Annotated in this window: 20 protein-coding genes; 16 read left to right on the top strand and 4 right to left on the bottom strand. The window is 45.9% G+C overall.

Annotation, left to right across the window (positions count from 1 at the left end; genetic code table 11):
- Positions 1–41 precede the first annotated feature (41 nt).
- Positions 42–1394 (top strand): FAD-dependent oxidoreductase, encoded by a 1353-nt coding sequence (locus SPIGRAPES_RS07610; RefSeq protein ID WP_014270190.1) that lies wholly within the window; start codon positions 42–44, stop codon positions 1392–1394.
- The gene (locus SPIGRAPES_RS07605) at positions 1391–2434 is read left to right on the top strand and encodes a LacI family DNA-binding transcriptional regulator (protein WP_014270189.1); all 1044 of its coding nucleotides are present in this window, start codon (positions 1391–1393) and stop codon (positions 2432–2434) included. Before SPIGRAPES_RS07610 ends, SPIGRAPES_RS07605 begins: the two co-directional genes overlap by 4 nt.
- Here the strand turns inward: SPIGRAPES_RS07605 and SPIGRAPES_RS07600 are convergent.
- Positions 2431–3201, bottom strand: coding sequence for a DeoR/GlpR family DNA-binding transcription regulator (locus tag SPIGRAPES_RS07600; RefSeq protein ID WP_014270188.1), 771 nt, complete (start codon positions 3199–3201; stop codon positions 2431–2433). The genes SPIGRAPES_RS07605 and SPIGRAPES_RS07600 overlap by 4 nt on opposite strands.
- 269 nt (positions 3202–3470) lie before the next feature.
- On the opposite strand from SPIGRAPES_RS07600, the gene SPIGRAPES_RS07595 reads away from it, so the two are divergent.
- The 6 genes from SPIGRAPES_RS07595 to SPIGRAPES_RS07570 all read left to right on the top strand — a co-directional run bounded on the left by SPIGRAPES_RS07595 (position 3471) and on the right by SPIGRAPES_RS07570 (position 10260).
- Positions 3471–4133, top strand: coding sequence for a class II aldolase/adducin family protein (locus SPIGRAPES_RS07595; RefSeq protein WP_014270187.1), 663 nt, complete (start codon positions 3471–3473; stop codon positions 4131–4133).
- 72 nt (positions 4134–4205) lie between these two features.
- Complete coding sequence (locus tag SPIGRAPES_RS07590) at positions 4206–5207, top strand: autoinducer 2 ABC transporter substrate-binding protein (protein WP_014270186.1); 1002 nt, start codon at positions 4206–4208, stop codon at positions 5205–5207.
- A 102-nt stretch (positions 5208–5309) separates the two neighbouring features.
- Positions 5310–6812 (top strand): sugar ABC transporter ATP-binding protein, encoded by a 1503-nt coding sequence (locus SPIGRAPES_RS07585; protein ID WP_041384513.1) that lies wholly within the window; start codon positions 5310–5312, stop codon positions 6810–6812.
- Between the two features lie 12 nt (positions 6813–6824).
- Positions 6825–7871: an ABC transporter permease gene (locus SPIGRAPES_RS07580; RefSeq protein WP_014270184.1), complete on the top strand. Its 1047-nt coding sequence runs from the start codon at positions 6825–6827 to the stop codon at positions 7869–7871.
- Entirely contained in the window at positions 7871–8836 is a 966-nt protein-coding gene (locus SPIGRAPES_RS07575; RefSeq protein ID WP_014270183.1) for an ABC transporter permease, read from the top strand. The genes SPIGRAPES_RS07580 and SPIGRAPES_RS07575 overlap by 1 nt, the downstream gene beginning before the upstream one ends.
- Positions 8833–10260 (top strand): rhamnulokinase, encoded by a 1428-nt coding sequence (locus tag SPIGRAPES_RS07570; RefSeq protein WP_014270182.1) that lies wholly within the window; start codon positions 8833–8835, stop codon positions 10258–10260. The genes SPIGRAPES_RS07575 and SPIGRAPES_RS07570 overlap by 4 nt, the downstream gene beginning before the upstream one ends.
- Here the strand turns inward: SPIGRAPES_RS07570 and SPIGRAPES_RS07565 are convergent.
- On the bottom strand, positions 10249–10986 hold the full coding sequence (locus SPIGRAPES_RS07565; protein ID WP_014270181.1) for an AAC(3) family N-acetyltransferase: 738 nt from the start codon (positions 10984–10986) through the stop codon (positions 10249–10251). The two genes, SPIGRAPES_RS07570 and SPIGRAPES_RS07565, sit on opposite strands and share 12 nt — an antisense overlap.
- 345 nt (positions 10987–11331) lie before the next feature.
- On the opposite strand from SPIGRAPES_RS07565, the gene SPIGRAPES_RS16535 reads away from it, so the two are divergent.
- The 8 genes from SPIGRAPES_RS16535 to SPIGRAPES_RS07525 all read left to right on the top strand — a co-directional run bounded on the left by SPIGRAPES_RS16535 (position 11332) and on the right by SPIGRAPES_RS07525 (position 20084).
- Complete coding sequence (locus tag SPIGRAPES_RS16535) at positions 11332–12996, top strand: ABC transporter substrate-binding protein (protein ID WP_014270180.1); 1665 nt, start codon at positions 11332–11334, stop codon at positions 12994–12996.
- 92 nt (positions 12997–13088) lie between these two features.
- Positions 13089–14048: an ABC transporter permease gene (locus SPIGRAPES_RS07555; protein ID WP_014270179.1), complete on the top strand. Its 960-nt coding sequence runs from the start codon at positions 13089–13091 to the stop codon at positions 14046–14048.
- An 8-nt stretch (positions 14049–14056) separates the two neighbouring features.
- Complete coding sequence (locus tag SPIGRAPES_RS07550; protein ID WP_014270178.1) at positions 14057–14986, top strand: ABC transporter permease; 930 nt, start codon at positions 14057–14059, stop codon at positions 14984–14986.
- Positions 14987–14996: 10 nt separating this feature from the next.
- On the top strand, positions 14997–16010 hold the full coding sequence (locus SPIGRAPES_RS07545) for an ABC transporter ATP-binding protein (protein WP_014270177.1): 1014 nt from the start codon (positions 14997–14999) through the stop codon (positions 16008–16010).
- On the top strand, positions 16003–17028 hold the full coding sequence (locus tag SPIGRAPES_RS07540) for an ABC transporter ATP-binding protein (protein WP_014270176.1): 1026 nt from the start codon (positions 16003–16005) through the stop codon (positions 17026–17028). The genes SPIGRAPES_RS07545 and SPIGRAPES_RS07540 overlap by 8 nt, the downstream gene beginning before the upstream one ends.
- 4 nt (positions 17029–17032) lie before the next feature.
- Positions 17033–17959 carry a dihydrodipicolinate synthase family protein gene (locus SPIGRAPES_RS07535; RefSeq protein ID WP_014270175.1) on the top strand — a complete coding sequence of 309 codons (927 nt, stop codon included), beginning with the start codon at positions 17033–17035 and terminating at the stop codon, positions 17957–17959.
- A 116-nt stretch (positions 17960–18075) separates the two neighbouring features.
- Entirely contained in the window at positions 18076–18813 is a 738-nt protein-coding gene (locus SPIGRAPES_RS16530; protein ID WP_014270174.1) for a GntR family transcriptional regulator, read from the top strand.
- Positions 18814–18878: 65 nt separating this feature from the next.
- Positions 18879–20084 (top strand): AGE family epimerase/isomerase, encoded by a 1206-nt coding sequence (locus SPIGRAPES_RS07525; RefSeq protein WP_014270173.1) that lies wholly within the window; start codon positions 18879–18881, stop codon positions 20082–20084.
- 146 nt (positions 20085–20230) lie between these two features.
- On the opposite strand, the gene SPIGRAPES_RS07520 is transcribed toward SPIGRAPES_RS07525, so the two are convergent.
- Both SPIGRAPES_RS07520 and SPIGRAPES_RS07515 read right to left on the bottom strand, forming a co-directional pair.
- A complete protein-coding gene (locus SPIGRAPES_RS07520; RefSeq protein ID WP_014270172.1) occupies positions 20231–22204 on the bottom strand; it encodes a DUF5107 domain-containing protein in 1974 nt (657 codons plus the stop codon).
- Positions 22201–23034: a carbohydrate ABC transporter permease gene (locus SPIGRAPES_RS07515; RefSeq protein WP_014270171.1), complete on the bottom strand. Its 834-nt coding sequence runs from the start codon at positions 23032–23034 to the stop codon at positions 22201–22203. The genes SPIGRAPES_RS07520 and SPIGRAPES_RS07515 overlap by 4 nt, the downstream gene beginning before the upstream one ends.
- Between the last annotated feature and the right edge of the window lie 5 nt (positions 23035–23039).

The following is a 23039-nucleotide window of genomic DNA, read 5'->3' as shown; positions in this document are numbered from 1 at the left end:
GATGAATGAAGATTCTGGCATTCGAAGGAGTGTACCTTGCAATGCATACAAATAATTTTGACATAATCGTAGTAGGGGGCGGTATCGCCGGTTCCCTTGCAGCCGTAAGTGCTGCTCGTAACAGGGCCTCTGTATTGCTCATCGAGGAAGAAGGCTATCTCGGGGGTAGCATGACTGCCAGTGGAACCGGTCCTATGATGACCTTCCATGCAGGGGAAACACAGGTAATCCGAGGCCTTTGTGATGAACTCATCCAGCGACTGGTGGCCAAAGGCCTTTCGGTTGGTCATATCCCTGACTCGACCGGGTATACCTATACGGTAACCCCGTTCGATAGCGAAGGTATGAAACGGGAATTGGACTTGATGGTCCAACAAGCGGGGGTTACTGTTTTATTCCACACTTCTGTTGCTTCCGTTTCAGTTGAGAATGGACTGCTCGCTTCGGTAACCTGTCTTTCCTGTGGTACGTTGTTTACCGTTTCTGCCCGTTATTTTATCGATGCCACCGGCGATGCCGATTTGATTGCCATGGCGGGGGTCCCCTTTGAACAGGGGCGGGCAACTGACGGCCGCGACCAGCCCATGACTACCAATTTCAAGCTGGTCGATGTCGACTTACAGGTGATCAGGGAATTGATGGCGAGTAAGGTGGAGCTATTTCCCCTTTTGTCTAAGAAACCTGGGCTTGAGAAAACGGCTTCGCGTCTTTCCTTTTCCGGATTTGAAGACATAATGCGACAAGGATGTAACACGGGAGAGCTTTCTTTCGACCGTGATATTGTCCTGTGTTTTGAAACCAATGCATCCAATGAGGTTATCGTCAATATGACGAGAATTAACGGCAAGAACCCTGTTGACCCATTTTCACTTTCGGAAGCGGAGATAGAGGGCAGGCGTCAGGTTTGGGAACTGTATGCTTTCATGAAAAAGAACCTGCCCGGGTTTTCCCAGGCCAGAATGATTTCCACAGGACCAAGGATTGGAATTCGCAGTTCCAGGAGACTGAAGGGCCTGTACCGCATGTCCATCGAGGATATGTTTGCGCAACGAATATTCGAGGATGCAATCTCTGCAAATGGGTATCCGCTGGATATTCATTCGCCGGACGGTGCTGCTACCGATTCGAGGTTTTTCCCCTATGGGGCGTTCTATACGATTCCTCTCAGGTGTCTACTCAACGATACGATTCCCAATATTATAGCAGCCGGGAGAAATATCAGTAGTGAATTCGAGGCCCATTCCAGTCTTCGGTTGAGTCCGTCCTGCGGTGCCATTGGGCATGCTGCGGGAACTGCTGTAGCCTTGGCTTTGCAAAGCGGGAAGGATGTGCGATATTTGGATATCGTTGCTTTGCATGAAAAGCTATTGCAAGAAGGGGCATTCTTAGGATGAGTGAGTATAAACGGGTAACACTGCAAGATGTTGCGAAAGAGGCTAATGTTTCCTATGCATCGGTATCGGCAGTCCTGAACGGAAAGGACGGGAAAAGTATAAGAGTGGGGAAACTTACCAAGGCAAAGATTCTTGAATGTGCTTCCCGTTTGGGCTATGTGCCCAATATGGCAGCAAGAAAGCTGAAGAATGGGCGAAATTCACTTATTGCTGTTTTTACCTATGAGCAGATTTTCCCTGTTGATGCCCAGAATGAGTTCTACCGGTTTTTCCTGGGTATCCAGGAAACGGCAGAAAAGAATGGATATGACCTTCTGATTCTCAACAACCGGCCCACGGTGGGAAACCCTTCCTCCCGTATTGCCCTTGCCGATGGTGCTGTCATGATCGGGGTAAACCGCGATGACCAGGATATTGTGAGGCTTGTACAGAACAACTACCCATTGGTTTTTGTGGGAAGAAGGGAAGTGAGTGGGGCCTCTACCCATTGGGTTACCTTCGATTATAAGAAAGTGATTGCCGAAATGGTTGCCCATCTGCTTCCCTGTTGCAAAGAGGGTATGTTGGTCTATGTTGAGGCCAAAGCGGTAGAACGGGAACCAAGGCGCGACAAGCGCAACTATCTTATCGAGGTTGCTCAAAAACAGGGGCTTGGGGTTGTGGTTGTCGAGGCCGATGAAAATCACCTGATAACGAAAACGGAAATGGAAACCATTGCCAAGGCAAAGGTCGCTATCTTCGATCGGCTTTCCTTGTTGCACCCGTTTGAATCACTTTGTAAGGAGCATGGGCTTGTATTGGGAAGAGACCTTGCAACGGCGGTGCTTGAAGATGATTGGCAGGGGACTTTTTCCAATTGGACCCGCTGGACCAATGAACGTTTTTCCTTGGGTGCCTTGGCTGTGGAATATCTTTCCGCAATGCTGGATGGCAAGGACAGGGAGTCGCTTGACCGCTACACACCCCTTACGCTCATTGTCTCTCAGACTTCTGAGAACGCTACCGGTTTGCTTTCTTGTAAAGAGCCTGGAGCCCGTTAAACGCAGTAGAGTTTCAGGTTTTCCAAGGCCTGTATTTGGCTGACAATTTTTTCGCTAACCTTATTGTCGGTGATTACGATGTCGAAATCACTGAGGTCGGCGAAATGGCCTGATTTGATTAAATCGAATTTTGAGGAATCCGCAACCAGTATTTTAGTATTGGCGGCTTTTAAAGAAGCTTGTTTTGTTGTCCGTTCAAAGAAATTGGAACAGGTTACCCCGAGATTTACACTCACCCCGCTCGCGGTGATGAAGGTTTTGTTAGCCCTGTTCTGTTTGAGAAGGTTCAATCCTTCGGTGCTTTCCAGAACCAACGAACTATGATGAAAGAACCCGCCGGTCACAATCAGTGAACAATTTGGCTTGCTTGCAACAATGGTAGCAATGTTCAGAGCAAAGCAGATGACGGTCAGGGGGATGTTTTCTGGTAGGTAGGAAGCGATGAGTTCCCCTGTAGATCCAGCATCGATGATGATGATATCCCCTTTCTCAATCAAAGAGACAGCTTTCAAGGCAATTCTTTTCTTTTCCTCCTGCATGTGGATTCTTGCAAGACTGATGGTATATTTGTCCTTGTGTTCTTCTTCCTCATGAAAGATTACACCTCCATGAATCAGTTTCAACTTATCATCCTGTGCGAGCATCGCAAGGTCTCGACGGATGGTCATGTGGGAGACATCGAGCATAGTTGCCAGCTCCTGTATGGTGGCAGATTTGTTCTGTTTGAGGTATTCCCTCACTTTTTCCAACCTAGCATTCTTTGTCATGGTTTCCTCTGTTATCTAACTATACCTAATAGTGTAAAAAAAAGGAAGCTAAATTGTTAAAAATATAACAGATATATTGTTAATTCACAATTTTATATATTAAATTTTGGCAAAATAATAGAAAATTTTATATAGAAAAGTATATAAAATATTTAAATATATAAAATTAACAAATTACAAAAAAAATTGACATATGTTAGAAAGTGATATAATATTCACAAGAAAGTAAAATAAATAACACTAATAATGAAGCTATGCAAGGAGACAAAATGGAAACCAAAGGAATAAAGCAAGAATACAAACAACGTATCGTCGATACGGGAAACAAAATGGTATCTCTTGGGTTGACCGTCGGGACTTGGGGTAATGTCAGCGTACGTGACCCAGAAACCGACCTCATATACATTAAGCCCAGTGGTATGCCTTACCACGAAATTACTGCAGATGATGTTGTAGTGATGAATAGCAAGATGGAAATTGTCGAGGGACATCGCAAGCCTTCTATCGAATTCCATTTTCATATTGCCATTATGAATGCCCGCAAAGACGTGAATGCGATAATCCATACCCACCCGATCTATTCCAGTGCTTTCTCTGTTACCCGTCAGGATATCCCCGGAATAAGTGAGGACTTTGTTCAGATTGTCGGGGACAAGGTTACCAATTGCAAATATTCACTGCCAGGGACTCCTGAGCTTGCTGTGAATGTAGTGGAAGGGTTGGGAGATAGGAATGCAGTCATGATTCCCAACCATGGAACCGTATGTGTTGGTTCTGATATCGAGGGTGCCTTGAAAATCTGTCACGTAGTCGAAAAATCAGCGCATATTTATATATTGGCTAAAATCCTCGGGACTCCAGAGGTTATTTCCGATTCTGACATGGATGCAATGCAGTTCTTTGCCCGCAACTATTATGGACAGGGAAAATAGCGTGCGACTGGGATTTGTTGTTCTATGATTCGCAGGTAATGCGGATTTTGATACAAATAAAAGGAGAGACTAATGCGAAAAGGAATGAGAAATGGACCTTTGGTGTTCCTCATGATTGTTCTGTTTGCAATCCCGCCATTGTTTGCCCAAGGCCAGAAAGCCACAAGCAGCGATATGTATGAGATTGCTACTGTTGTGAAAATCACCGGCATACCTTGGTTCAACAGGCTTGAGGAAGGGGTTGTCGCAGCAGGAAAGGAATTGGGGGTCAACGCATATCAGATAGGACCCGCCGACGCTGATCCTGCCCAACAGGTAAAGATGGTTGAAGATTTGATCAGCAAAAAGGTGGATGCAATCTGTATTACTCCCAATGATGCCACAGCCTTGGAGCCGGTGTTCAAGAAAGCCCGTGAACAAGGGATCCTGATTATAACCCATGAATCACCGGACCAAAAAGGCAAGGACGTTGATATTGAATTGATAGACAATGTCGCCTTTGCAAAGCATACCTGGGATATGCTGGTTGAGGGAATGGGGACTTCTGGCAAATATGCAGTGTTCGTTGGTGGTTTGACCGTTCCCTTGCATAACCTGTGGGTAGATGAAGGACTCAAGTATGCTAAAGAAAAATATCCTGATCTCCTGTTAGTGACTTCAAGGATACCCTGCGGTGAAGACCAGGAACTTTCAAAACAGAAGACATTAGAATTGCTCAAGACCTATCCAGATCTTGATGGTATCGTCGGATTTGGAAGTCTTGGACCTCCGGGAGCAGCACAGGCTCTGAAAGAAAAAGGGTTGGCAGGAAAGGTTACCGTTGTAGGTACCGTAATTCCTGGCCATGCCGCACCGTATCTGAAGGAAGGTTCTTTGACCAAGGGTATCCTCTGGGATCCAAAGGATGCAGGCTTTGCCATGAACTGGGTTGCTAAATATCTGCTTGATGGCGGATTGCTCAAGGACCTGAAGGAAATACCTGGAGTAGGGGCTGTTACGCTTATCGGTGACGTGATCAAAGTCGATGCAATGGTCGATATCACCAAGGAAAATGTCGATAGTTTTGGTTTTTGATTGAATCATAAGCAATGAGCCTCCACAAGGGGAACACAACCATGCGGAGGCTTTTATTTGGTACTGACTTTAAGCACTACGTCTGCATTCTTGCGAGGTTGTATGGAAAATCTGTTTTTATCAATGCATCATATCAGTAAACAGTATGCTGGGGTAAGGGCACTGGACAACGTGGACTTTACCATCAGAGAAGGAGAAATCCACTGTCTCGTTGGGACCAACGGGTCGGGCAAATCCACATTGGTGAAGATTATATCAGGGGTGATTAAGCCTAGTCCTTCCTCAGAGATCGAAATCTATGGGAAAAAAGTTTCTCGCCTAACATCTGCGGAGGCAAAAAAACATGGGATTGAAGTTATTTATCAGGACCTTTCCCTGTTTCCCAATCTGACTGTACAGGAAAATATTTCGCTGAGTGGACTATTCTCAGGAAAGAAGAAAACCGTATCATGGAAACAATGCCACGAGACAGCCTTGACTGCAATGGGTAAGATAGGGATAGCCCTTCCCTTGGATTGCTTGGTTTCCGAACTATCAATGGCTGATCAGCAACTGGTTGCCATCTGTCGGGCACTGACAAGGGATATACACCTTCTGATAATGGATGAACCCACCACGGCCCTTACTACGAAAGAAATAGAAGCGTTGCTCAATGTGGTTGTGGACTTGAAAAGCAAAGGTATTGCAACACTGTTCATCAGTCATAAACTCAATGAAATCATGGAAGTAGCCGAACGAGTTTCGGTGATTAGGGATGGAAAGATGATAGGTTGTTTCAGTTCTAGTGAACTGGACGATAAAAAGATAGAATTCTACATGACAGGAGAAAATATTTCCTATTGTCCCTATCATATAAAACCAGATAGGTCTCAGATTCCTCTTTTGGAGATGAAAAAGGTTTCTCGCAGGAATAGCTTCAAGGATATTGATTTTCGGCTCTATCGGGGTGAAATCGTAGGCATCACGGGGCTGTTGGGCTCTGGAAGGACTGAACTTGCTTTGTCTTTGTTTGGTTTGAACCCGTTCGAGGAGGGCGAAATTCTCATAGATGGGAAAATGGTAACTATTGATTCAGTCCAGAAAGCCCTTGCGCAGCATATTGCCTATGTTCCTGAAAACAGGTTGGCTGAGGGGGTAATCCTGGACCAGTCCATCGGGAAGAATATTGTCATTACTGTTCTTGACCGGATGATGGATTCTCTGCACCTGCTTGCTCCCCAAAAAATGAGGGAGACCATTAACCATTGGGTAAATGAGTTGCATATCAAGATTCCTTCTGAGGATTCTTCTGTAAAAACCCTTTCGGGAGGGAATCAGCAACGAGTGGTAATTGCAAAATGGATAGCTACCGATCCGAGGATCTTTATCTTGGACAATCCTACAGTAGGTATCGATATTGCCGCTAAAGCAAGCATCCATTCGGTTATCAAATCGCTGGCTGTGAAGGGATTGGGTATTATCATCATCTCTGATGAGATACCGGAGGTCTTGTATAACTGTAATCGTGTTCTGGTTATGAACCGGGGCCGTATCATAAAGGAATTCGATTCGGCCAGTACGACCGAGGACGATATTCAGTCTTTCATTGCTTCACGAGTAGTGTAGCGGGGTGTGTAAATGAAAAAATTCTTGAAATGCCATGAAGCCTATGTGCTGATGATCATTGTTGTATTTTCGATTGTCATTTCCCTTGTAAATCCCAATTTCTTCTCACTGGAAAACCTGTTTGATCTTCTCAAGAGCAATGCCTTTTTGGGTATAATGGCTATAGGCGTCTTACTGGTTCTAATTTCCGGGGGAATCGACATGTCGTTTGCTGCAATAGCTACTATTGCAGAATATGTGAGTGTAAGTATCTGTATCAAACTTGGTGGATCGATGCTCAGTGCTTTTTTACTGGCCATTGCTATCGGTATATTGCTCGGTAGTATCAATGGTTTTCTGATACATGTGTTTTCCATTCCTCCGATCATTGCCACCATTGCGACGATGAATGTCTACTATGGTTTGTTGATTGTCGTGACCAGAGGGCGATGGATCTATGCTCTGCCTGATTTTTTTCGTTCATTTGCAGAGGTTCGGATGCTTACCCTAGTCTCGCCCACTAATACGCCCTATGGGATTTCTGTCATCACGGTTATCTGGTTCCTGCTCATGGCTGCGACCGCCTTGCTTCTGAAATATACTCGATTGGGAAGGAGTGTATATGCTGTTGGAGGGGATCTTATCTCTGCTGGAAGGATTGGGATAAATGTACGCTGGGTTCAGGTATTTGTATATGCCTTCATGGGTGTGATGGCTGCAATAGCGGGTATTGTGCAGGCTTTGCTTGTACAAACCGTAGCGCCAAATTCAATAGTAGGAAAGGAATTGAGTGTTATCGCAGCTGTCGTTCTTGGTGGTGCCAGCCTTTCTGGTGGAAGGGGGTCCGTGCTTGGTACCTTCTTTGGGGTCATGCTTTTGGCGATTGTGCAGAATGGGATGACCCTCATGAAGGTATCGGCAGTATGGTATGATGTATTTGTCGGGATTGTCATTATCGTGAGCGTTGGTTTTAGCTCCTACAGGCAGAAAAATAAGAAATCTGGGGCACATATAGATATCAGGGAGGAAGATTCTGCCTTGGTAGATTCAACCTACGTAATGAGTCAGGGGGCCCGATAATGAAAATCAAAAAAGATGAATTGACAGTATTGAGTATGATTATGGTCGCTGTTTTGGTTGTCATGGGTGTCTTTACAGGTGGATCGTTTTTTTCTTTGGGAAACCTTCAGGGGATGGCTTTTCAGCTTCCCGAGCTGGGAATCCTTGCCTTTTCGATGATGGTTGTCTTGATTACAGGGGGTATTAATCTCTCGATAATAGCAAGTGCAAATATGACAGGCATAACCACTGCCCTTATATTGAAAAACTTTGAGGGATCAACTCCCTCGCTAGTATTGTTTTCTGCAATTTTTGCAGGCCTTGCTGTAGCTGCCTTGGTGGGGTTGTTCAATGGTTTTTTGATTGCCTATATTGGGATTACCCCCATCTTGGCGACGCTCGGGACTATGACCTTGCTCAATGGCATTGCCATCGTGGTGACTAAAGGCTATGTGATTTCCGGTTTTCCTGATTCTGTACTTTTTCTAGGGAATGGGACGGTTTTTGGGATACCTTTCCCTCTTCTGATATTTGCCCTCATGGCCATGCTTCTGTCCATGTTTCTCAACAAGACAAAAACAGGATTCTGCCTATATATGATTGGTTCCAACGATGCTGTGACACGGTTTTCTGGAATAGATAATGCCAAGGTACTTATGAAAGCCTATCTGGTTTCTGGGATATATTCCGGGGTAGCTGCTTTGGTTATGATAAGCCGTTTCAATTCAGCAAAGTCAGGATATGGCAATTCCTATCTCCTTGTCTCGATTCTTGCCTGTGTCCTTGGAGGTGTGAGTAGTGCCGGTGGCTTTGGAAGGGTTCTGGGTGTTGTTTTATCCCTAATTACCTTGCAGATGTTATCTAGTGGTTTCAACCTGCTGCGTGTCAATTCCTTTCTCACTACCGCCATCTGGGGTTTCGTCATGATTTTGGTCATGGTAATCAATTACCTGATCGATCACAGGAAAAGAGGGTACGTAAAGTGAAGGGAACAAGCAATTATATTGGTTTCGACTGTGGTAATTCTTCCATACGGACGGTTCTTGGGACGTTTGATGGTTCCCACATAAAGACAGAGGTGGTTCAGCAGACTCCTAACCAGGCTTTGCAAGGATATGCCTACGACTATTGGGATATCTTATCCATTTTCCATACAATGCAATTAGCAATGAAAAAAACCTGTTCGGAGGTTTCAAGTATCTCTTCCTTTGGAATTTCTACCTGGGGAATCGATTTTGGACTTCTGGGAAGGTCGGGAGAATTGCTTGGAAATCCGTTATGCTACCGCAACCTTTTAGGGACAGTGGGCTTGAATACCCTGAGTGATAGCGATTTACATGCGATGTTTGGGTATACCGGAATACAGAATCATCCGATGAACTCACTGTATCAGATCCTAGGGATCAGGGAAAAATTGCCGGAATATCCTTTGGCTGTAAAATCCTTGCTGACTATCCCTGATTTGCTAAATTATCTTTTTACGGGGGAAAGGAACAGTGAGGTTTCCATTGCGAGTACCACCCAATTGCTTGATATGAGAAAGCGCACCTATTGTGATTCTGTCTTTTCCAAGACCGGCATTTGCAAGAACTGGTTCCCTCCTTTGGTCGGACACGGCCAGATTCGGGGAATGCTCAGAAGTGAGCTTGCCTCGAAACTGGGGATTCCGGCTTTCCCCTCGATTTCGGTTCCTTCCCATGACACCGCCTCTGCAATAGTATCGGTACCGACGGGTGAAAAGGATTTTGCTTATATCAGTTCTGGTACCTGGTCTTTGATTGGTACGGAATTACATGAACCAATAATAAATTCGATTGTGGAGAAACAGGGGTTTTCGAATGAAGGAGGCCTTCATGGTTCAATAACCTTGCTGAAGAATTCCTGCGGGATGCATATCCTGCAGAATATCAAGCGTGAGTTGGAGTTTACAGAAAACCGAACGTATAGCTGGGATGAGATTGTCGCACTTGCCATGCCCTGTCTTGAGGCGAAGACCTGTAAGTCCTTCGATCCCAATGATACCTCACTCTATAATCCTCTCTCGATGATCGGGGCAATCCGGGACTTGACCGGATTGGAGGGGATAGGCGATGTCGTTGCCTCTGCTTATATGGCTCTTGCGGTCAGTTATGCGAAGGGTATCGAGGACCTGCAAGTGATTACCGGAAAGGAATATCCTACAATTCATATCATTGGCGGAGGGTCGAGAAATGCTCATCTAAATCAAATGACTGCGGATATCTCAGGCAAAAGGGTGCTTGCCGGTCCCTATGAAGCAACTTCCCTAGGAACCATAGCGGTGCAGGTAATGCATGATAATCCTCATCTTACGATACAGGATATTCGAAAGATAATCGGGGATTCTGTTGGTATTCAGGAATATCTACCTGCAGCAACCCTAGGAAAATAGGGCTGGGTTCTTCTCAAGTAGTGGCTCCAGAGCATCATACAGTTCTTGCGTGCTGTGGTAGAGTACCTTTGCATCACCAAAAGTTCCGTTATGGAGAATATGCTTTTCAAAAAGGTAATCCTGTACTTTCGGGAAGTTTTCCGAGGGGTGCCCGATATGCCTTCTTGAAGGGACCGTTACTGCTGTTCCATCAGCGAGTATGCTGGTAAGCATTTCTTTTTCTTTGGTCAGCCGTTCGGGCAGGTCGAGCCATTCTTCAATTCCATGGATAAAGGTGTCGCGGTTCAAGCCAACCCCCACTAACAGGATTGTGGCATCGCGGTCGAGCAGTTTTCCCCAGGCAGAGGCTCGGGCACACGGGGTGTCGAAGTGTTCATCGTCCTGGACAAAGGTTTTTGCATCCTTGCCAAAGGCCACTACCGAATGGGTGGGATGGCCGGAGCGGAAACCACCTGGCTTCTTTCTTGCCAATTCCGGGATGATACCGATGCAGGCAGGAGATTCGTTTACCGAATAGACTGGGTTGTTTGCGTCTACGGTTGCCCAGGTATGGGAAGGGAATACCAATAGTCCTTCATGCATATAGTCGATAAGGGCTTCGATGACGGTATCAGCGCCGTTTTCCACTTCCCCGATGCTCTTATAGGAGGCATGGACCAGAATGGTCCCTTTTGGGTTGATGCCCAGCTGTCGCAAGTTTTCAAGCAAATTCTCTTTGGTGTACATAGGATTATCATCCAGAACAAAAGGCTAAGAGTCAACAAAAATGGGATGAATCCTTGAGACTAAGGAAATGTTCTCAGTTGTTTCAATGTATTTATTCGTCCTTTCTTTCCTCTTTTCTGTGATGCTGGTTCCACCAGTAATTTTCATGGTTTTGGTGACATACACAGGAAGTGGGGGAGAGCAAGCGTGGTTTTATTTGTTTTGTCTCTCTAAGCAATATAATTGTACTATAATCGCAGAAATTTTACTCCCCAGTGTATTTTATTTTCAGTAGAATTTTCTTCTTGACAAGGAGCTTAAGTATGTTAGTCTTGATATATCACAAGATATTTAAGGGAGGCCTATATGAAGAAATTCTTAGTGACTGTGCTCGTGATACTAGTATCGCTCTCCTGCGTGTTTGCAGGCGGGGCAAAAGAAACACCGGTAACGACAACCGAAACCGATATGGTTGCCACACCCAAGGGGGGAGTTCCCCTGGCTGATGTACGTGTTAGACAGGCAATTGCCTATGCGATCGACATGAAAGCAATTGTCGATAGCCTGATGGATGGCAAGGCAGTCGTAGCAAACAGCTTGACCCCCAATGGAGATTGGAAGGTAGCAGGGTTGAACGACTATGCCTATAACCCCACCAAAGCCAAACAATTGCTCAAGGAAGCTGGATGGGACTCAAATCAGACTCTCGATGTAGTCTACTATTATGGGGATCAGATGACGGTCGACCTCATGACTGCGGTTCAGGCGTACCTCGGTGATGTTGGCATCAAGATGACATTCAGGAAACTGGAAGGCGACCTTGGTTCCCAGCTCTGGGTTCCCCCAACAGACCCCGTAAATGGACCATCGGCAGTTAAATGGGATCTTGCCTATGCTGCAATCGGTGCCCTGTCAATGAACGAATATTACGATCGGTTTATTACCGGTGGCGGAAGCAATTCCCATACCCCTTCAGACCCAACCTATGACAAATTGATAGATGCGACCCATGTTGTTGATGTTGCTTCCCAGAAGGCGGCTTTCAAGGCGGTACAGAAGTATGAGAATGATAACCTTCCTGCAATCCCCTTGTATTACCAGCAGGTATTTGTAGCCCAGAGCACTCGACTCGACCGTGCAGGTGCCGGTTATGGCAATGAGCAGTTCAACTATGACTGGAATATTATCAACTGGACTGTCCCCGCAGATGCAAACGGCAAAAAGGTATTAAAGACCAATGGCGGCCCTGTCCAATTTGTTGAGACACCATTTCTCAATCCTGGTCTATACATGAGCCAGAAAGTCTTATTCGATCATCTTGTGGTTGCCGATACCAGTTTGACCCCTTCTAAGGGTGAGCTTGCTGAAAGTTACACTGTGAGCCCGGACGGAAAAACCATCACTTTTGTATTGCGCGATGATATTTTCTGGCATGACGGTGAACCGATTACTGCTTCTGATGTCAAATGGACGTATGAGTTTGCTTCAAAGGTTCCTGCCCTCAATGCAGTATTCTCTTCCATGCTCAAACACCTGCAAGGGTACGATGCTTTCGTTAATGGCAGCGCAACTGAGATAACGGGAATTACCACCGATGGCCGCAACGTAACCTTTACCTATAGTGTTGCAGACCCCAATGCACTCCTTTGTTTCACCCAGTTCCCGCCGCTTCCTAAAAAGTATTTTGCAAATGTCGATCCATTGCAGTTCCAGCAAGCTTCCTTCTGGCAGAATCCTGTTGGTTCCGGTCCGTACATGGTCAAGGAAATCCAGATGAATAACTACGCAACCTTTGTGCCTTTTGCTAAGTATTATAAAGGCAAGGCAAAGATTGATGAGATTCAGATGTATCCTAGCGGAGAGAGTGATCCTAACCTCGTAAAGAATGCAGCAGCCGGACAATTGGATTATGCCTATACCAAGAGCGTCCAGGATGTCCTTGCCCTTGAGCAGATGCCTAATGTAAAGGTGACTCCTGTTGATATCCGTTACACCCGTCTGTTCTTCGTAAACAAGTTCCCTAAACCGTGATCACTGCATACTAATTGGTATTGTCTGTCCGGGATGGGTTTTCCCTCCCGGACAATCTTCCCTTTCTGATTACCCAAGGAGGCAAAGGAACCATGTTTTCCTATACAATTCGTAGATTCCTTACCCTTATCCCGATGCTTCTTATTATGACGTTTCTTATTTTCCTAGGCATGGAACTGACCCCTGGGGATGCGGTCTCCTTTATGGCCGGTCCTGAAGCCATGGCAAATATCTCCCAGGCTCAGCTTTCAGCCCTTCGTGACTCCTTGGGGCTGAATGATCCGTTCATCATTCGTTACTTCCACTGGATCGGAGGAGTCTTGCATGGTGATTTTGGGTATAGCCTGACTAGCGGCGTTCCGATCAAGGACATAGTACTGAACAGGATTCCTGCTACCCTGGAATTATCTTTGGCAGCTTTGTGTATCTCAACTTTGCTTGGGACCATCCTTGGACTGGTCAGCGCTGTTCGCAAAGACCGGCCTATCGACCGGGTTTTTACCGTCGCCGGTATGGTGGGTGTCTCTATCCCTGAATTCTTTCTGGGACTGGTAGCCCTTCTTGTGTTTGCCATCGACCTGGGTTGGTTGCCTATTGGTGGCAGATTGCGGCCTGAATATACCGTTTACTGGGACCATATGAAGAATCTATTGTTACCTGCGCTCGTATTGGGGGTAACCATGACTGCTGGGGTAATGCGTTATACGCGTAGCAGTATGCTTGATACTATTAACAAAGACTATATCAAGACGGCCCGTAGCAAAGGCTTGCCTGAGTGGAGAATAAACCTTGTCCATGGTTTTCGCGTTGCCTTGACTCCTGTTGTCGTACTGATCGGGTTCCGTCTTCCCATGCTCATCGGGGGATCTGTGGTCATTGAACAGATTTTCCAATGGCCAGGGGTTGGCAACGAATTCTTAGGTGCAGTGAGAAGCCAGAATTATCCGTTGGTAATGATGATTGCCCTATTTTCTGTTTTTGCGGTGCTTATTGCCAGTTTCATCATAGATCTGCTCACTGCAGCGTTGGACCCCAGGGTCCAGTTGGATTAGGAGAGAATATGTACGTTGTATTTAATCACCAGAGAAAACTTGACAGGACGATGGATAGAATTCGGCATGCCGAGGAAAACCAGACCTACCGGATAAGGAAAGGAAGTCGTGGGATGCAGAAACTACTCCATAACCGGCTTTCGGTCGTGGGCCTTGCAATCTTTCTGGTTATCGTATTCTGCTCGATATTTGCACCTTTGCTGACCCGTTTCGATCCCTTATCCATTAATTTGAAAGCAGTTTTGCAGCATCCCTCTTTCGAACACCTGTTTGGTACCGATAAACTGGGAAGGGATGTGTTTTCCCGTGTTTTATTTGGAGGACGTATTTCCATCCTTGTGGGTTTTGGAAGTGCGCTGGGAGCAGCTTTCATCGGTGTTTTGCTTGGAGCCTATGGCGGCTATAGAGGTGGGTTGATCGACAAAGTTTTTATGAGAATTTCTGAGATTTTCATGTCGTTCCCCCAGATAATCCTGGTTTTACTATTGGTGTCGATAGTAGGGCAGAGCATACGCAACCTGATTTTTATCTTCATCGTTACCGGTTGGGGAAGTCTCTACCGCATGACCCGTGCAAAGATGCTTTCCATCAGGGAAGAAGAGTACATCCAGGCTTTGAAAGCGTTTGGGATACACCCTCTTATCATCTGTTACAAGCATATGTTGCCCAATGCCCTAGGTCCTATTATGGTCAATATCACCCTAACTACTGCCATGTTCATCTTGCAGGAGGCTGCCTTGAGTTTTCTTGGCCTTGGAGTTCCCCTTCAAATCGCAACCTGGGGGAATATCCTCAATGCTGCAAATGACTTGACGGTTCTCCAGTCCTATTGGTGGCTCTGGCTTCCTGTAGGTGTCGTTATCTCGCTGTTTGTGTTGGGTATCAACTTCATCGGCGATGGGCTCAGGGATGCCTCGGATCCCTCGCAACAAGGTTGAGGAGGAAACAATGGAAGATGACGTATTGGTACGGGTGAAAAACCTCCAGACCTTTTTCTATCAGAATGGACGATGCAACAAGGCCGTAAACGGCGTTTCCTTCGATATCAAAAGGGGAAAGACCCTCTGTGTAGTAGGCGAGTCTGGGTGTGGGAAAAGTGTGACTGCTTCCTCGATTATGCAGTTGCTTCCTGAATTATCAAGAATTGAGAAGGGAAGTGAAATTTCCTATTTTAATAATGGAAAAGAAATTAGAATTGATCAGCAGAAACGGAATGGCAAAGTCATGCGCTCATTGCGTGGTTCTGATTTTGCCATGGTATTCCAAGATCCTATGACAAGCCTCAATCCTGTCTATACCATTGGGTACCAGATCGGTGAGAATCTTCTGTATCATACAAAGCTCAATCGGAAACAGAGAAAGCAGCGGTCAGTCGACTTGCTTCGCGATATGGGAATTCCTCTTCCCGAGCAACGGGCAGGGGAATATCCCCACCAATTCTCGGGAGGAATGAGGCAGCGTTCCATGATTGCCATGGCCATGTCCTGCAATCCAAAGGTACTCATTGCCGATGAACCGACAACAGCCCTTGATGTGACCATCCAAGCCCAGGTTTTTGATCTCATCATGAAGCTCAAGACCGAGCGAAATACAGCAATCATGTTGATAACCCACGATATGGGGGTTGTCTCTGAACTTGCCGATGATGTTGTGGTCATGTATATGGGTAACGTTGTCGAACAAGGGACCCTTGAAGATGTTTTCAAACGGCCCAGTCATCCGTACACGGTTGCGCTCCTACGTTCAATCCCTGTCCTTGGCCGGGGCCGGGACCAGGATCTGCAACCGATCAGGGGGGTTACCCCTGATCCCTATGACAGGCCGCCAGGGTGTCAGTTTGCTCCCCGATGTGATTTCTTTAAGCGAGGTGTATGTGATTCCTGTATGCCAAACGAGACGAAAATCTCCGAATCCCATTCGGTTCGTTGCTGGAAATACGAGGAGGAGGTAAACCATGCCTGAAGAAAAAGAAGTCTTATTGAGTGTCCGTGATGTAAAGACTTGGTTTCCTGTCAAAAAAGGGGTTTTTAAACGTGTTGTCGGGCATGTAAAAGCCGTTGATGGGGTTACCCTCGATATTTATAAGGGAGAAACCCTTGGGTTGGTGGGAGAATCTGGGTGTGGGAAATCTACACTGGGGAAAACATTATTGAAGCTGGTTCATGCCAAAGAAGGTGAGGTTTGTTTCCAAAATGGCACAGAGCAAACAGATATTCTCAAGCTTAATGAGAAACAGATGTCTGAATATAGGAAAAAGATGCAGATAGTCTTTCAGGATCCGTATTCTTCACTTAACCCGTCGTTTACGATTTTTACCTCACTCAAGGATCCTTTGAATAGGTTTGGTGTTCGAAAACGTGAAGAGCAGCGAAAAATTATCGGAGATTTGCTTGAGGCAGTTAATATGCGTCCAGAATATATGGACAGATATCCCCATGAGTTTTCCGGTGGCCAGCGTCAACGTATCGGTATTGCCAGAGCTTTAAGCGTGAATCCCGAACTGGTCATCTGCGATGAAGCAGTAAGCGCACTGGATGTTTCGATCAGGGCACAGGTTTTGAATTTGCTATTGGACCTCAAAAAGGAACGCAACCTAACCTATGTTTTCATTACGCACGATTTGAGCGTCGTTGAGTACATCAGCGACCGGATAGCAGTGATGTATCTTGGGAAGATTGTAGAACTGGCTTCTACCAAGAGGCTGTATGCAAATACGATGCATCCTTATACCCAAGCTTTGTTCTCTGCGATTCCTGTTGTTGATCTTGATACGAAACGGAAGCGTATTGTGTTGGAAGGAGATGTCCCTAGCCCGGTCAATCCTCCCTCTGGATGTCCGTTTCATCCTAGGTGCAAGCATTGTCACGAACGGTGCAAGACGGAGGCACCACAGTTAAAGCCGTATGAGATAGATGGAGAGATACATTTTGTATCCTGCCACCTTATGGAAGAAAACCATTACATAGAGCAGGGGGAATAGTGATATGAGTAGTATAAATTTACAGGGGATTAAGGGCGTTATTCCAGCAATGATGACATGTTTTGACGAGAGTGGGGCATTTGATGAAAAAAGGCAGCGTGACCTTACCAGATTTCTCTTGTCAAAGAATATCGATGGCTTGTATTTGACCGGAAGCACGGGGGAAACCTTCCTAATGTCTTCGGATGAACGCAAGAAAGTCGTTGAAGTTGTCATTGACGAGGTAGCACATAAAATCCCCGTCATTGTCCATGTAGGGGATATCGGCACCGATAAGTCGATTGATTTGGCTCGGCATGCATATAAAATGGGTGCAGATGCAATTTCATCTGTTCCCCCATTTTACTTCAAGTTTTCCAGTGATGAGATTGTGAGCTATTACCAGGATATAAGCGAGAGCGTACCGCTTCCTATGATTGTCTACAATATCGCCCTTGCCGGACTGGTCGATTTCAATACGATCAAACGTCTGGCAAAGATCGAGAATGTGAAAGGTATCAAGTACACGGCAACCTCCCATTATGAGATACTACGGATCAAGGAAGAAATAGGAAAAGATTTCATGGTCTATTCTGGGTGTGACGAAATGGCAATGTCGGGGCTTGCTTTCGGGTCAGATGGAATCATCGGTTCCTTTTACAATGTAATTCCTGAACTTTTCATTCAGATTGTACAAGCCGAAAGGGAAAATGATATCAAGAAAGCCAGGTCTTTGCAGATCAGTGCCGATGCAATCATTTTCTTTGTCCTTGAACATTCATTCTTTGCCAGCATGAAGAAAATGCTTTCTTGGATTGGCCATGATGCAGGATTTGCCAGAAAACCTTTTGCTCCGCTCACAGCTGAAGCAGAAGAAGATCTGAGAAGAGGTTTGAAGGAAATCAGGGACAGATATCATATTACCGGTGTTGAGGTTCTCGAAAATCTCTAGGGAGTTTTGGGAGGCTGGGCGTAAGCCTTAGCCTCCTTATATATTGACAGGAGTAGGCTTGGAAGCTACTGTGAATAATCCAGTTCTATGGATACCCGCAACAAGGAGCTATTATTTTGATTTCTCATGAGAAAGCTGTAGAGAACCTTCGTGATGGCCTTGCAGAGTCAACACTACATCATAGCAAGAAAAAAAAATCCCTTGCAAATGAAGTGTATTCAATTCTGTTGGCAATGCTGATCAACAAGGAATTGCCACCCGGTACGGTTCTTAACCGTCGGGATATTGCAAAACAGTTGGGGGTTAGCGTGGCGCCTGTCCTTGAAGCCGTAATCCAATTGGAGCTGGAAGGATATTTTGTCACCATCCCCCGTAAGGGTACTATCGTGGCTCCTTTCGGGCTTCGGGAAATCTATGAGCATCTGATTGTCCGTGAGGCTTTGGAATGCCAGGCTGCAAGAATTTATTGCGGAAAACCCATCAGGGATAATTACGAAACCTTATTGGTCAAAGCTGCCATGCTCGATTCTACTTTCGTGAATGGACAGGGGAACTGGAATCTGGAATATGATTTCCATGAAAGCCTGGTAAAATTATCTGAAAGCAAGATGCTCATCAACGAATTTTCCCGGATGATCAGGTTGGGGACGTTCTATAGCATGTATCATATCTACTCGACTCCTGGCAAAGAACGAATTTTGAAAAACCATCATGAGTTGCTTGCCCAGCTATCCCAGGATGATCCTGATCGAGCAGCAAAAGCTGTCAGGGAGCATTTATGGACAACCAAGGTGATGTTGATACAAGAATTCAAAACAAGCGGGCTAGCTGTTCCTGGGATGGATGTTTGCTAGAGAGTAAACAAGAGGGAACGTGTATACTTACCAAGGGCGAAAACGCCCTTTGAGGAGGTTGTTTGATGGATAAAACGTTTAATTCATTAGCGAAAGAATACAAGGACATGCTTGTCGATAACGTGCTTCCTTTTTGGATGGAACATGGATTCGACCCGATTCATGGTGGCATGTATACTGGGCTCGACCGGGATGGTTCCATCCTCGAGAGTGATAAATCCGTATGGTTTCAAGGCCGTGCCCTGTGGGTATTTGCCTCCACCTATCTGACAATCGAAAAGAGAGAAGCCTTTAAAGAGGTCTGTGATTCCCTTGTTGCCTTCATCGAAGACCATTGCTTCGATCCGCAAGACGGAAGAATGTATTTCAGGGTGACCAAGGATGGAAAGCCGGTAATTAAGCGCTCTCGCTATATTTTCAGCGAGACCTTCGCCATTATCGGGTTTGCCGCATATAGCAGGGCCTTTGGCAAGAAAGACTATGCAGATAAAGCCTATGCTTTGTTCCAGAAGGTGCTGAAGTCACTGGAAACCCCTGGCTTGCTCATACCCAAATTCAACCAGGAAAATGCACCATCGAAGGGTTTCGGCGTCCCTATGATCCTGCTCAACACTGCACAGGAACTGCGTGAGGCCTGCCCTGAGCACAAAGAAGATCTTACAAAATTCATCGATGGATTGCTCAAAGAAATAACCACGTATTTTGTGCGCCCTGAAAGGAAACTGGTAGTTGAGCAGTGTGCCCCTGACGGGACGCTGCAACTGGATCATATAGAAGGAAGGATGCTTAACCCTGGGCATGCCATCGAGGGTTCCTGGTTTATCATGCGTGAGGCAAAGTACAGGGACAATGATCCAAAACTTATAGAGCTTGGCACTACGATGCTCGATTGGATGTGGGATATCGGCTGGGACAAAGAGTATGGCGGGATAATCTACTTCCGAGATGCCTTGGGAAAAAGTGGAAGCGAGTACTGGCATGACATGAAATTCTGGTGGCCCCAGTGCGAAGCGTCCATTGCAAATCTGATGGCCTATTCCCTCACAGGGGAAGAAACCTACCTTGAGCATTTCAAAATAGTCGATGCATATGAGAAGAACCACTTCCTTGATGAGGAACTGGGTGAATGGTACGGCTATTTCCACCGCGACGGTACGCTTTCCACCCCCCTGAAGGGTAATATGTACAAAGGCCCATTCCATATTCCCCGCATGTATATGGTCTGTTCCCAGTTACTGGAAGAATTGGGAAAGTTGCAGCAGAAGGTGTGATGAAAAAGAGGTAAACTAAGCATGTACAACAGAAAATTCCTTCCTTGGCAGTCAAGGGAGGAATTTTTGTAAAAACAGTACAAGAAGAGGTAAAGAGGGGAAAGGGCTTTCCTAGGGTGAAGCACAAATAGCAAGGGATAACGTATTTACATCACCATATTGAAGTCGAACTTTTGCGGAAGTGTCAGCTCGTTCATGATTTTCTCCCTGATCGAGTCGTCAAGAATCTGGTTATGCTCTTTGCTGTAAAGAATCGCTTTCCATTCAAACCAGAGTTCTTTGAACGGTGTCTCACCTTCCCTTACTGCATGCCAGGGACGCAAAAGGATTTCCCCCAGCGTTTGTGCATCCTGTTCATGACAAGCAATCCACGCCTGGTCGATTGCAAGGGAGTCGCTTTCTGTTTTCCATGCTTCTGGAAGCTGTTCGTATGCCAGCTTTGCTTCTTGGAAAAACTGCTCTTTGACCAGCAGTCTGATGAATTCTTCGGCTATTGCACGGTCTAGGTTGTATTCCTTGCTTTTACTGGCTAAGCGGTACAGTTGCAATGCCTCTTTACTATTCCCTCTCCTTACCTCGAGAATAGCAAGGTTTCTTAAGGAAAATCCATCCGATTTGTTTTTCCAATATTTCTCGGCTTCATCCTCTTGTTCCAGTTCAAGGGCAAGGATTCCTGCATAATATGCTGCAGAAGGGCTGTCTTTGAGCAATGGATACCACGTGAGGGGAGGACAGGAAAAGGGAAGGCTTGGTTTTGCCTTGGTTTCTAAGATCCCTGTATGGATGAAATTCTCCCAGACCTGTAGGTCGGCTTCAGGGATGAAGCGCATGCCTTTGGGCAAAGGTGTTTGTGCCCTGAGGTTTTCGAGGTACCCCCAACCGCTTCCGATACAGAGCAACTCTCCTGTAGCTTTTTCGCTTTCCTTTTCAAAGATGCTCTCATACTGCTTGAGTTTGTTTCTGTCTACTAGGGATGTAAGGACTGTCTGGATAGTATCCCTGGCTTCTTTCCACGATTCGATAGCCTTGACCTGTTCGATCTTGGCTTTGTTGCCGAGTGAACCGAAACACTGGGTCCATGTATAGGTAGTTTGTTTTGGCAAGGTCAAGCCATGGAGCTGGCTGGGAGCCAATCCCGCCTGGGCCTCGAAATATTCTCCACCCTCGGGGGAAAGATATTCCTGCCAGTGTTTGCCTCCCCAGCCATTACCCCAGCAGAACATCTTCCTGAATGCAAGGTTTGCAGTGGAGGCATCGAAGAAGGAAGAACCATCTTCTTGGATGGTTGCCTCCCAGGGAACCTGGCTATGGTCACAGGTGAAGAAATATTCATTGGAGTAGGGGAAGTTTGCAGGGTAGGATACATCAGTGTCCGAAAGGATTTCCAGATAAGGAAGTTCTCCGAAACCATAGCCTTTCATCCCTTTGGGTACGAAGGGGTCGATATAGATGACTTCTCCCTCGCTTGCAAAGACGCGGGTCTTTTTTGTTTGTTTCAATGCTACGTTAGTCCAGTAATAGAGAGAGGTGTCGCTTGTGGATAGGTTGTGGACAGCCATGTGGGCGTAGAGAAACCTGTCCTTAAGGTGCAAATCTATCTTCCAATAGACACCTATGCATCGTTCAAATTCATAGAGACGCAAGAACTCATTGCCTTCTGCATCTACCTGCTTTGCACAGTAGACAGGACTGTTACTCGAAAAAGCATGCCCATACTGTCCAAAGTTCCACTCAATTCCACCGGCAAACCAAGCATCACGATTGGCAAGGTTTGCCGTCTGTATGGTAGAGGTGTTGAACAACAGTTCCTTTTGTTCTGTTTTGTCATACAAGCTGATCAATCGTCCACCCAAGGTGGGAAGAACCGTTGCCTTCAGGTATTGGTTTTCCAGTAGGATAGAGGGGATATCTGTTATCGTTAGGGTTCTGTCGTAACGGTCCTGGATATAATAGGGCAGAACTCGTTTCCCGCAATTCTGACCAAGATTCTTGGCATACTCTTTGGGAAAGGGGGCTCTGGTGATAACGGTGAGGTCGTGATTCTTATCCCTGAAATGGGGCAAAGGGTTTTCTCCCTTGTTGAGTGCCGCCTTGACTGTATAGAAACCCTTGGTGATCATCCTTTGATTGCTCCTCCGGTAACCCCGGCTATAATTTTTTCCGAGAGGAAAAGGTAAATAATAAAGGTAGGCAGGAAAACTATGACAACTGCTGCGAACATTCCTGCCCAGTCCCCGATATAGCGCATCGACTGAACCATGGAATAGAGTCCGACCGCTACCGGTCTGAGTTCGGTTTTGTTTGCAAAGATCAAGGCAATGAAGTATTCGTTCCATACGGTAATGAAATTGAAGATGCTTACCGTAATGATTCCGCTCTGGGCCAAGGGAAAAATGATTGACCAGAACGTACGCATAGGACCACATCCATCGATTGCAGCTGCTTCTTCAAATGATGTTGAGATATTCTTGAAGAAACTGATTAGAAAGAAGATTGTGAATGGCACGTTGAGGCAGATATACAGGACAACCAAAGAGGTCCTTGAATTGGTTAACTGCAGCTTTGTGAACATGCCAAACAAGGGGAGGATGATCATGATGGCTGGGATTCCCAAGGCCGTCATGAACATGTTTTGCAAAGGCATGTTTGCTTTGAACCGGAATCTAGCCAGCACATACGCCGCTGGGGCTGCAACCAGAATGATCCCTACGATGGAAAACCCGGTATAGATGATGGAGTTGATGAAATATCTTCCAACCTTGTGCTTTACCAAGGCAGTAAGATAGTTCTGGGGGTGAAAACCGCTAGAGAAGATCTTATTGGAAAAGATCCCTTTAGTGGTGGACAGTGATGCTGCGACAATCCAACCTACCAAAACAAACGTAAAAATACACCAAAGGATAATGAGTACCATGCCGACTTTCGTAAAGTGCTTGTTTGCGTTTTTCATGTTTT

Origin of the sequence: Sphaerochaeta pleomorpha str. Grapes, assembly GCF_000236685.1 — a bacterium.
Classification (GTDB): domain Bacteria; phylum Spirochaetota; class Spirochaetia; order Sphaerochaetales; family Sphaerochaetaceae; genus Sphaerochaeta; species Sphaerochaeta pleomorpha.
Note: the sequence above shows the minus strand (reverse complement) of the source record. Positions and strands in the feature narration are given on the sequence as shown.

What these genes read in the sequence shown, in the direction of transcription:
- SPIGRAPES_RS07580 (WP_014270184.1), top strand. Translation starts at nt 6,825, where the DNA reads ATGAAAAAATTCTTGAAATGCCATGAAGCCTATGTGCTGATGATCATT.
- SPIGRAPES_RS07545 (WP_014270177.1), top strand. Translation starts at nt 14,997, where the DNA reads ATGGAAGATGACGTATTGGTACGGGTGAAAAACCTCCAGACCTTTTTC.
- SPIGRAPES_RS07565 (WP_014270181.1), bottom strand. Translation starts at nt 10,986, where the DNA reads ATGTACACCAAAGAGAATTTGCTTGAAAACTTGCGACAGCTGGGCATC.
- SPIGRAPES_RS07535 (WP_014270175.1), top strand. Translation starts at nt 17,033, where the DNA reads ATGAGTAGTATAAATTTACAGGGGATTAAGGGCGTTATTCCAGCAATG.
- SPIGRAPES_RS07525 (WP_014270173.1), top strand. Translation starts at nt 18,879, where the DNA reads ATGGATAAAACGTTTAATTCATTAGCGAAAGAATACAAGGACATGCTT.
- SPIGRAPES_RS07555 (WP_014270179.1), top strand. Translation starts at nt 13,089, where the DNA reads ATGTTTTCCTATACAATTCGTAGATTCCTTACCCTTATCCCGATGCTT.
- SPIGRAPES_RS07540 (WP_014270176.1), top strand. Translation starts at nt 16,003, where the DNA reads ATGCCTGAAGAAAAAGAAGTCTTATTGAGTGTCCGTGATGTAAAGACT.
- SPIGRAPES_RS07550 (WP_014270178.1), top strand. Translation starts at nt 14,057, where the DNA reads ATGTACGTTGTATTTAATCACCAGAGAAAACTTGACAGGACGATGGAT.
- SPIGRAPES_RS07575 (WP_014270183.1), top strand. Translation starts at nt 7,871, where the DNA reads ATGAAAATCAAAAAAGATGAATTGACAGTATTGAGTATGATTATGGTC.
- SPIGRAPES_RS07520 (WP_014270172.1), bottom strand. Translation starts at nt 22,204, where the DNA reads ATGATCACCAAGGGTTTCTATACAGTCAAGGCGGCACTCAACAAGGGA.
- SPIGRAPES_RS07585 (WP_041384513.1), top strand. Translation starts at nt 5,310, where the DNA reads ATGGAAAATCTGTTTTTATCAATGCATCATATCAGTAAACAGTATGCT.
- SPIGRAPES_RS07610 (WP_014270190.1), top strand. Translation starts at nt 42, where the DNA reads ATGCATACAAATAATTTTGACATAATCGTAGTAGGGGGCGGTATCGCC.
- SPIGRAPES_RS07515 (WP_014270171.1), bottom strand. Translation starts at nt 23,034, where the DNA reads ATGAAAAACGCAAACAAGCACTTTACGAAAGTCGGCATGGTACTCATT.
- SPIGRAPES_RS07590 (WP_014270186.1), top strand. Translation starts at nt 4,206, where the DNA reads ATGCGAAAAGGAATGAGAAATGGACCTTTGGTGTTCCTCATGATTGTT.
- SPIGRAPES_RS07605 (WP_014270189.1), top strand. Translation starts at nt 1,391, where the DNA reads ATGAGTGAGTATAAACGGGTAACACTGCAAGATGTTGCGAAAGAGGCT.
- SPIGRAPES_RS07595 (WP_014270187.1), top strand. Translation starts at nt 3,471, where the DNA reads ATGGAAACCAAAGGAATAAAGCAAGAATACAAACAACGTATCGTCGAT.
- SPIGRAPES_RS16535 (WP_014270180.1), top strand. Translation starts at nt 11,332, where the DNA reads ATGAAGAAATTCTTAGTGACTGTGCTCGTGATACTAGTATCGCTCTCC.
- SPIGRAPES_RS07600 (WP_014270188.1), bottom strand. Translation starts at nt 3,201, where the DNA reads ATGACAAAGAATGCTAGGTTGGAAAAAGTGAGGGAATACCTCAAACAG.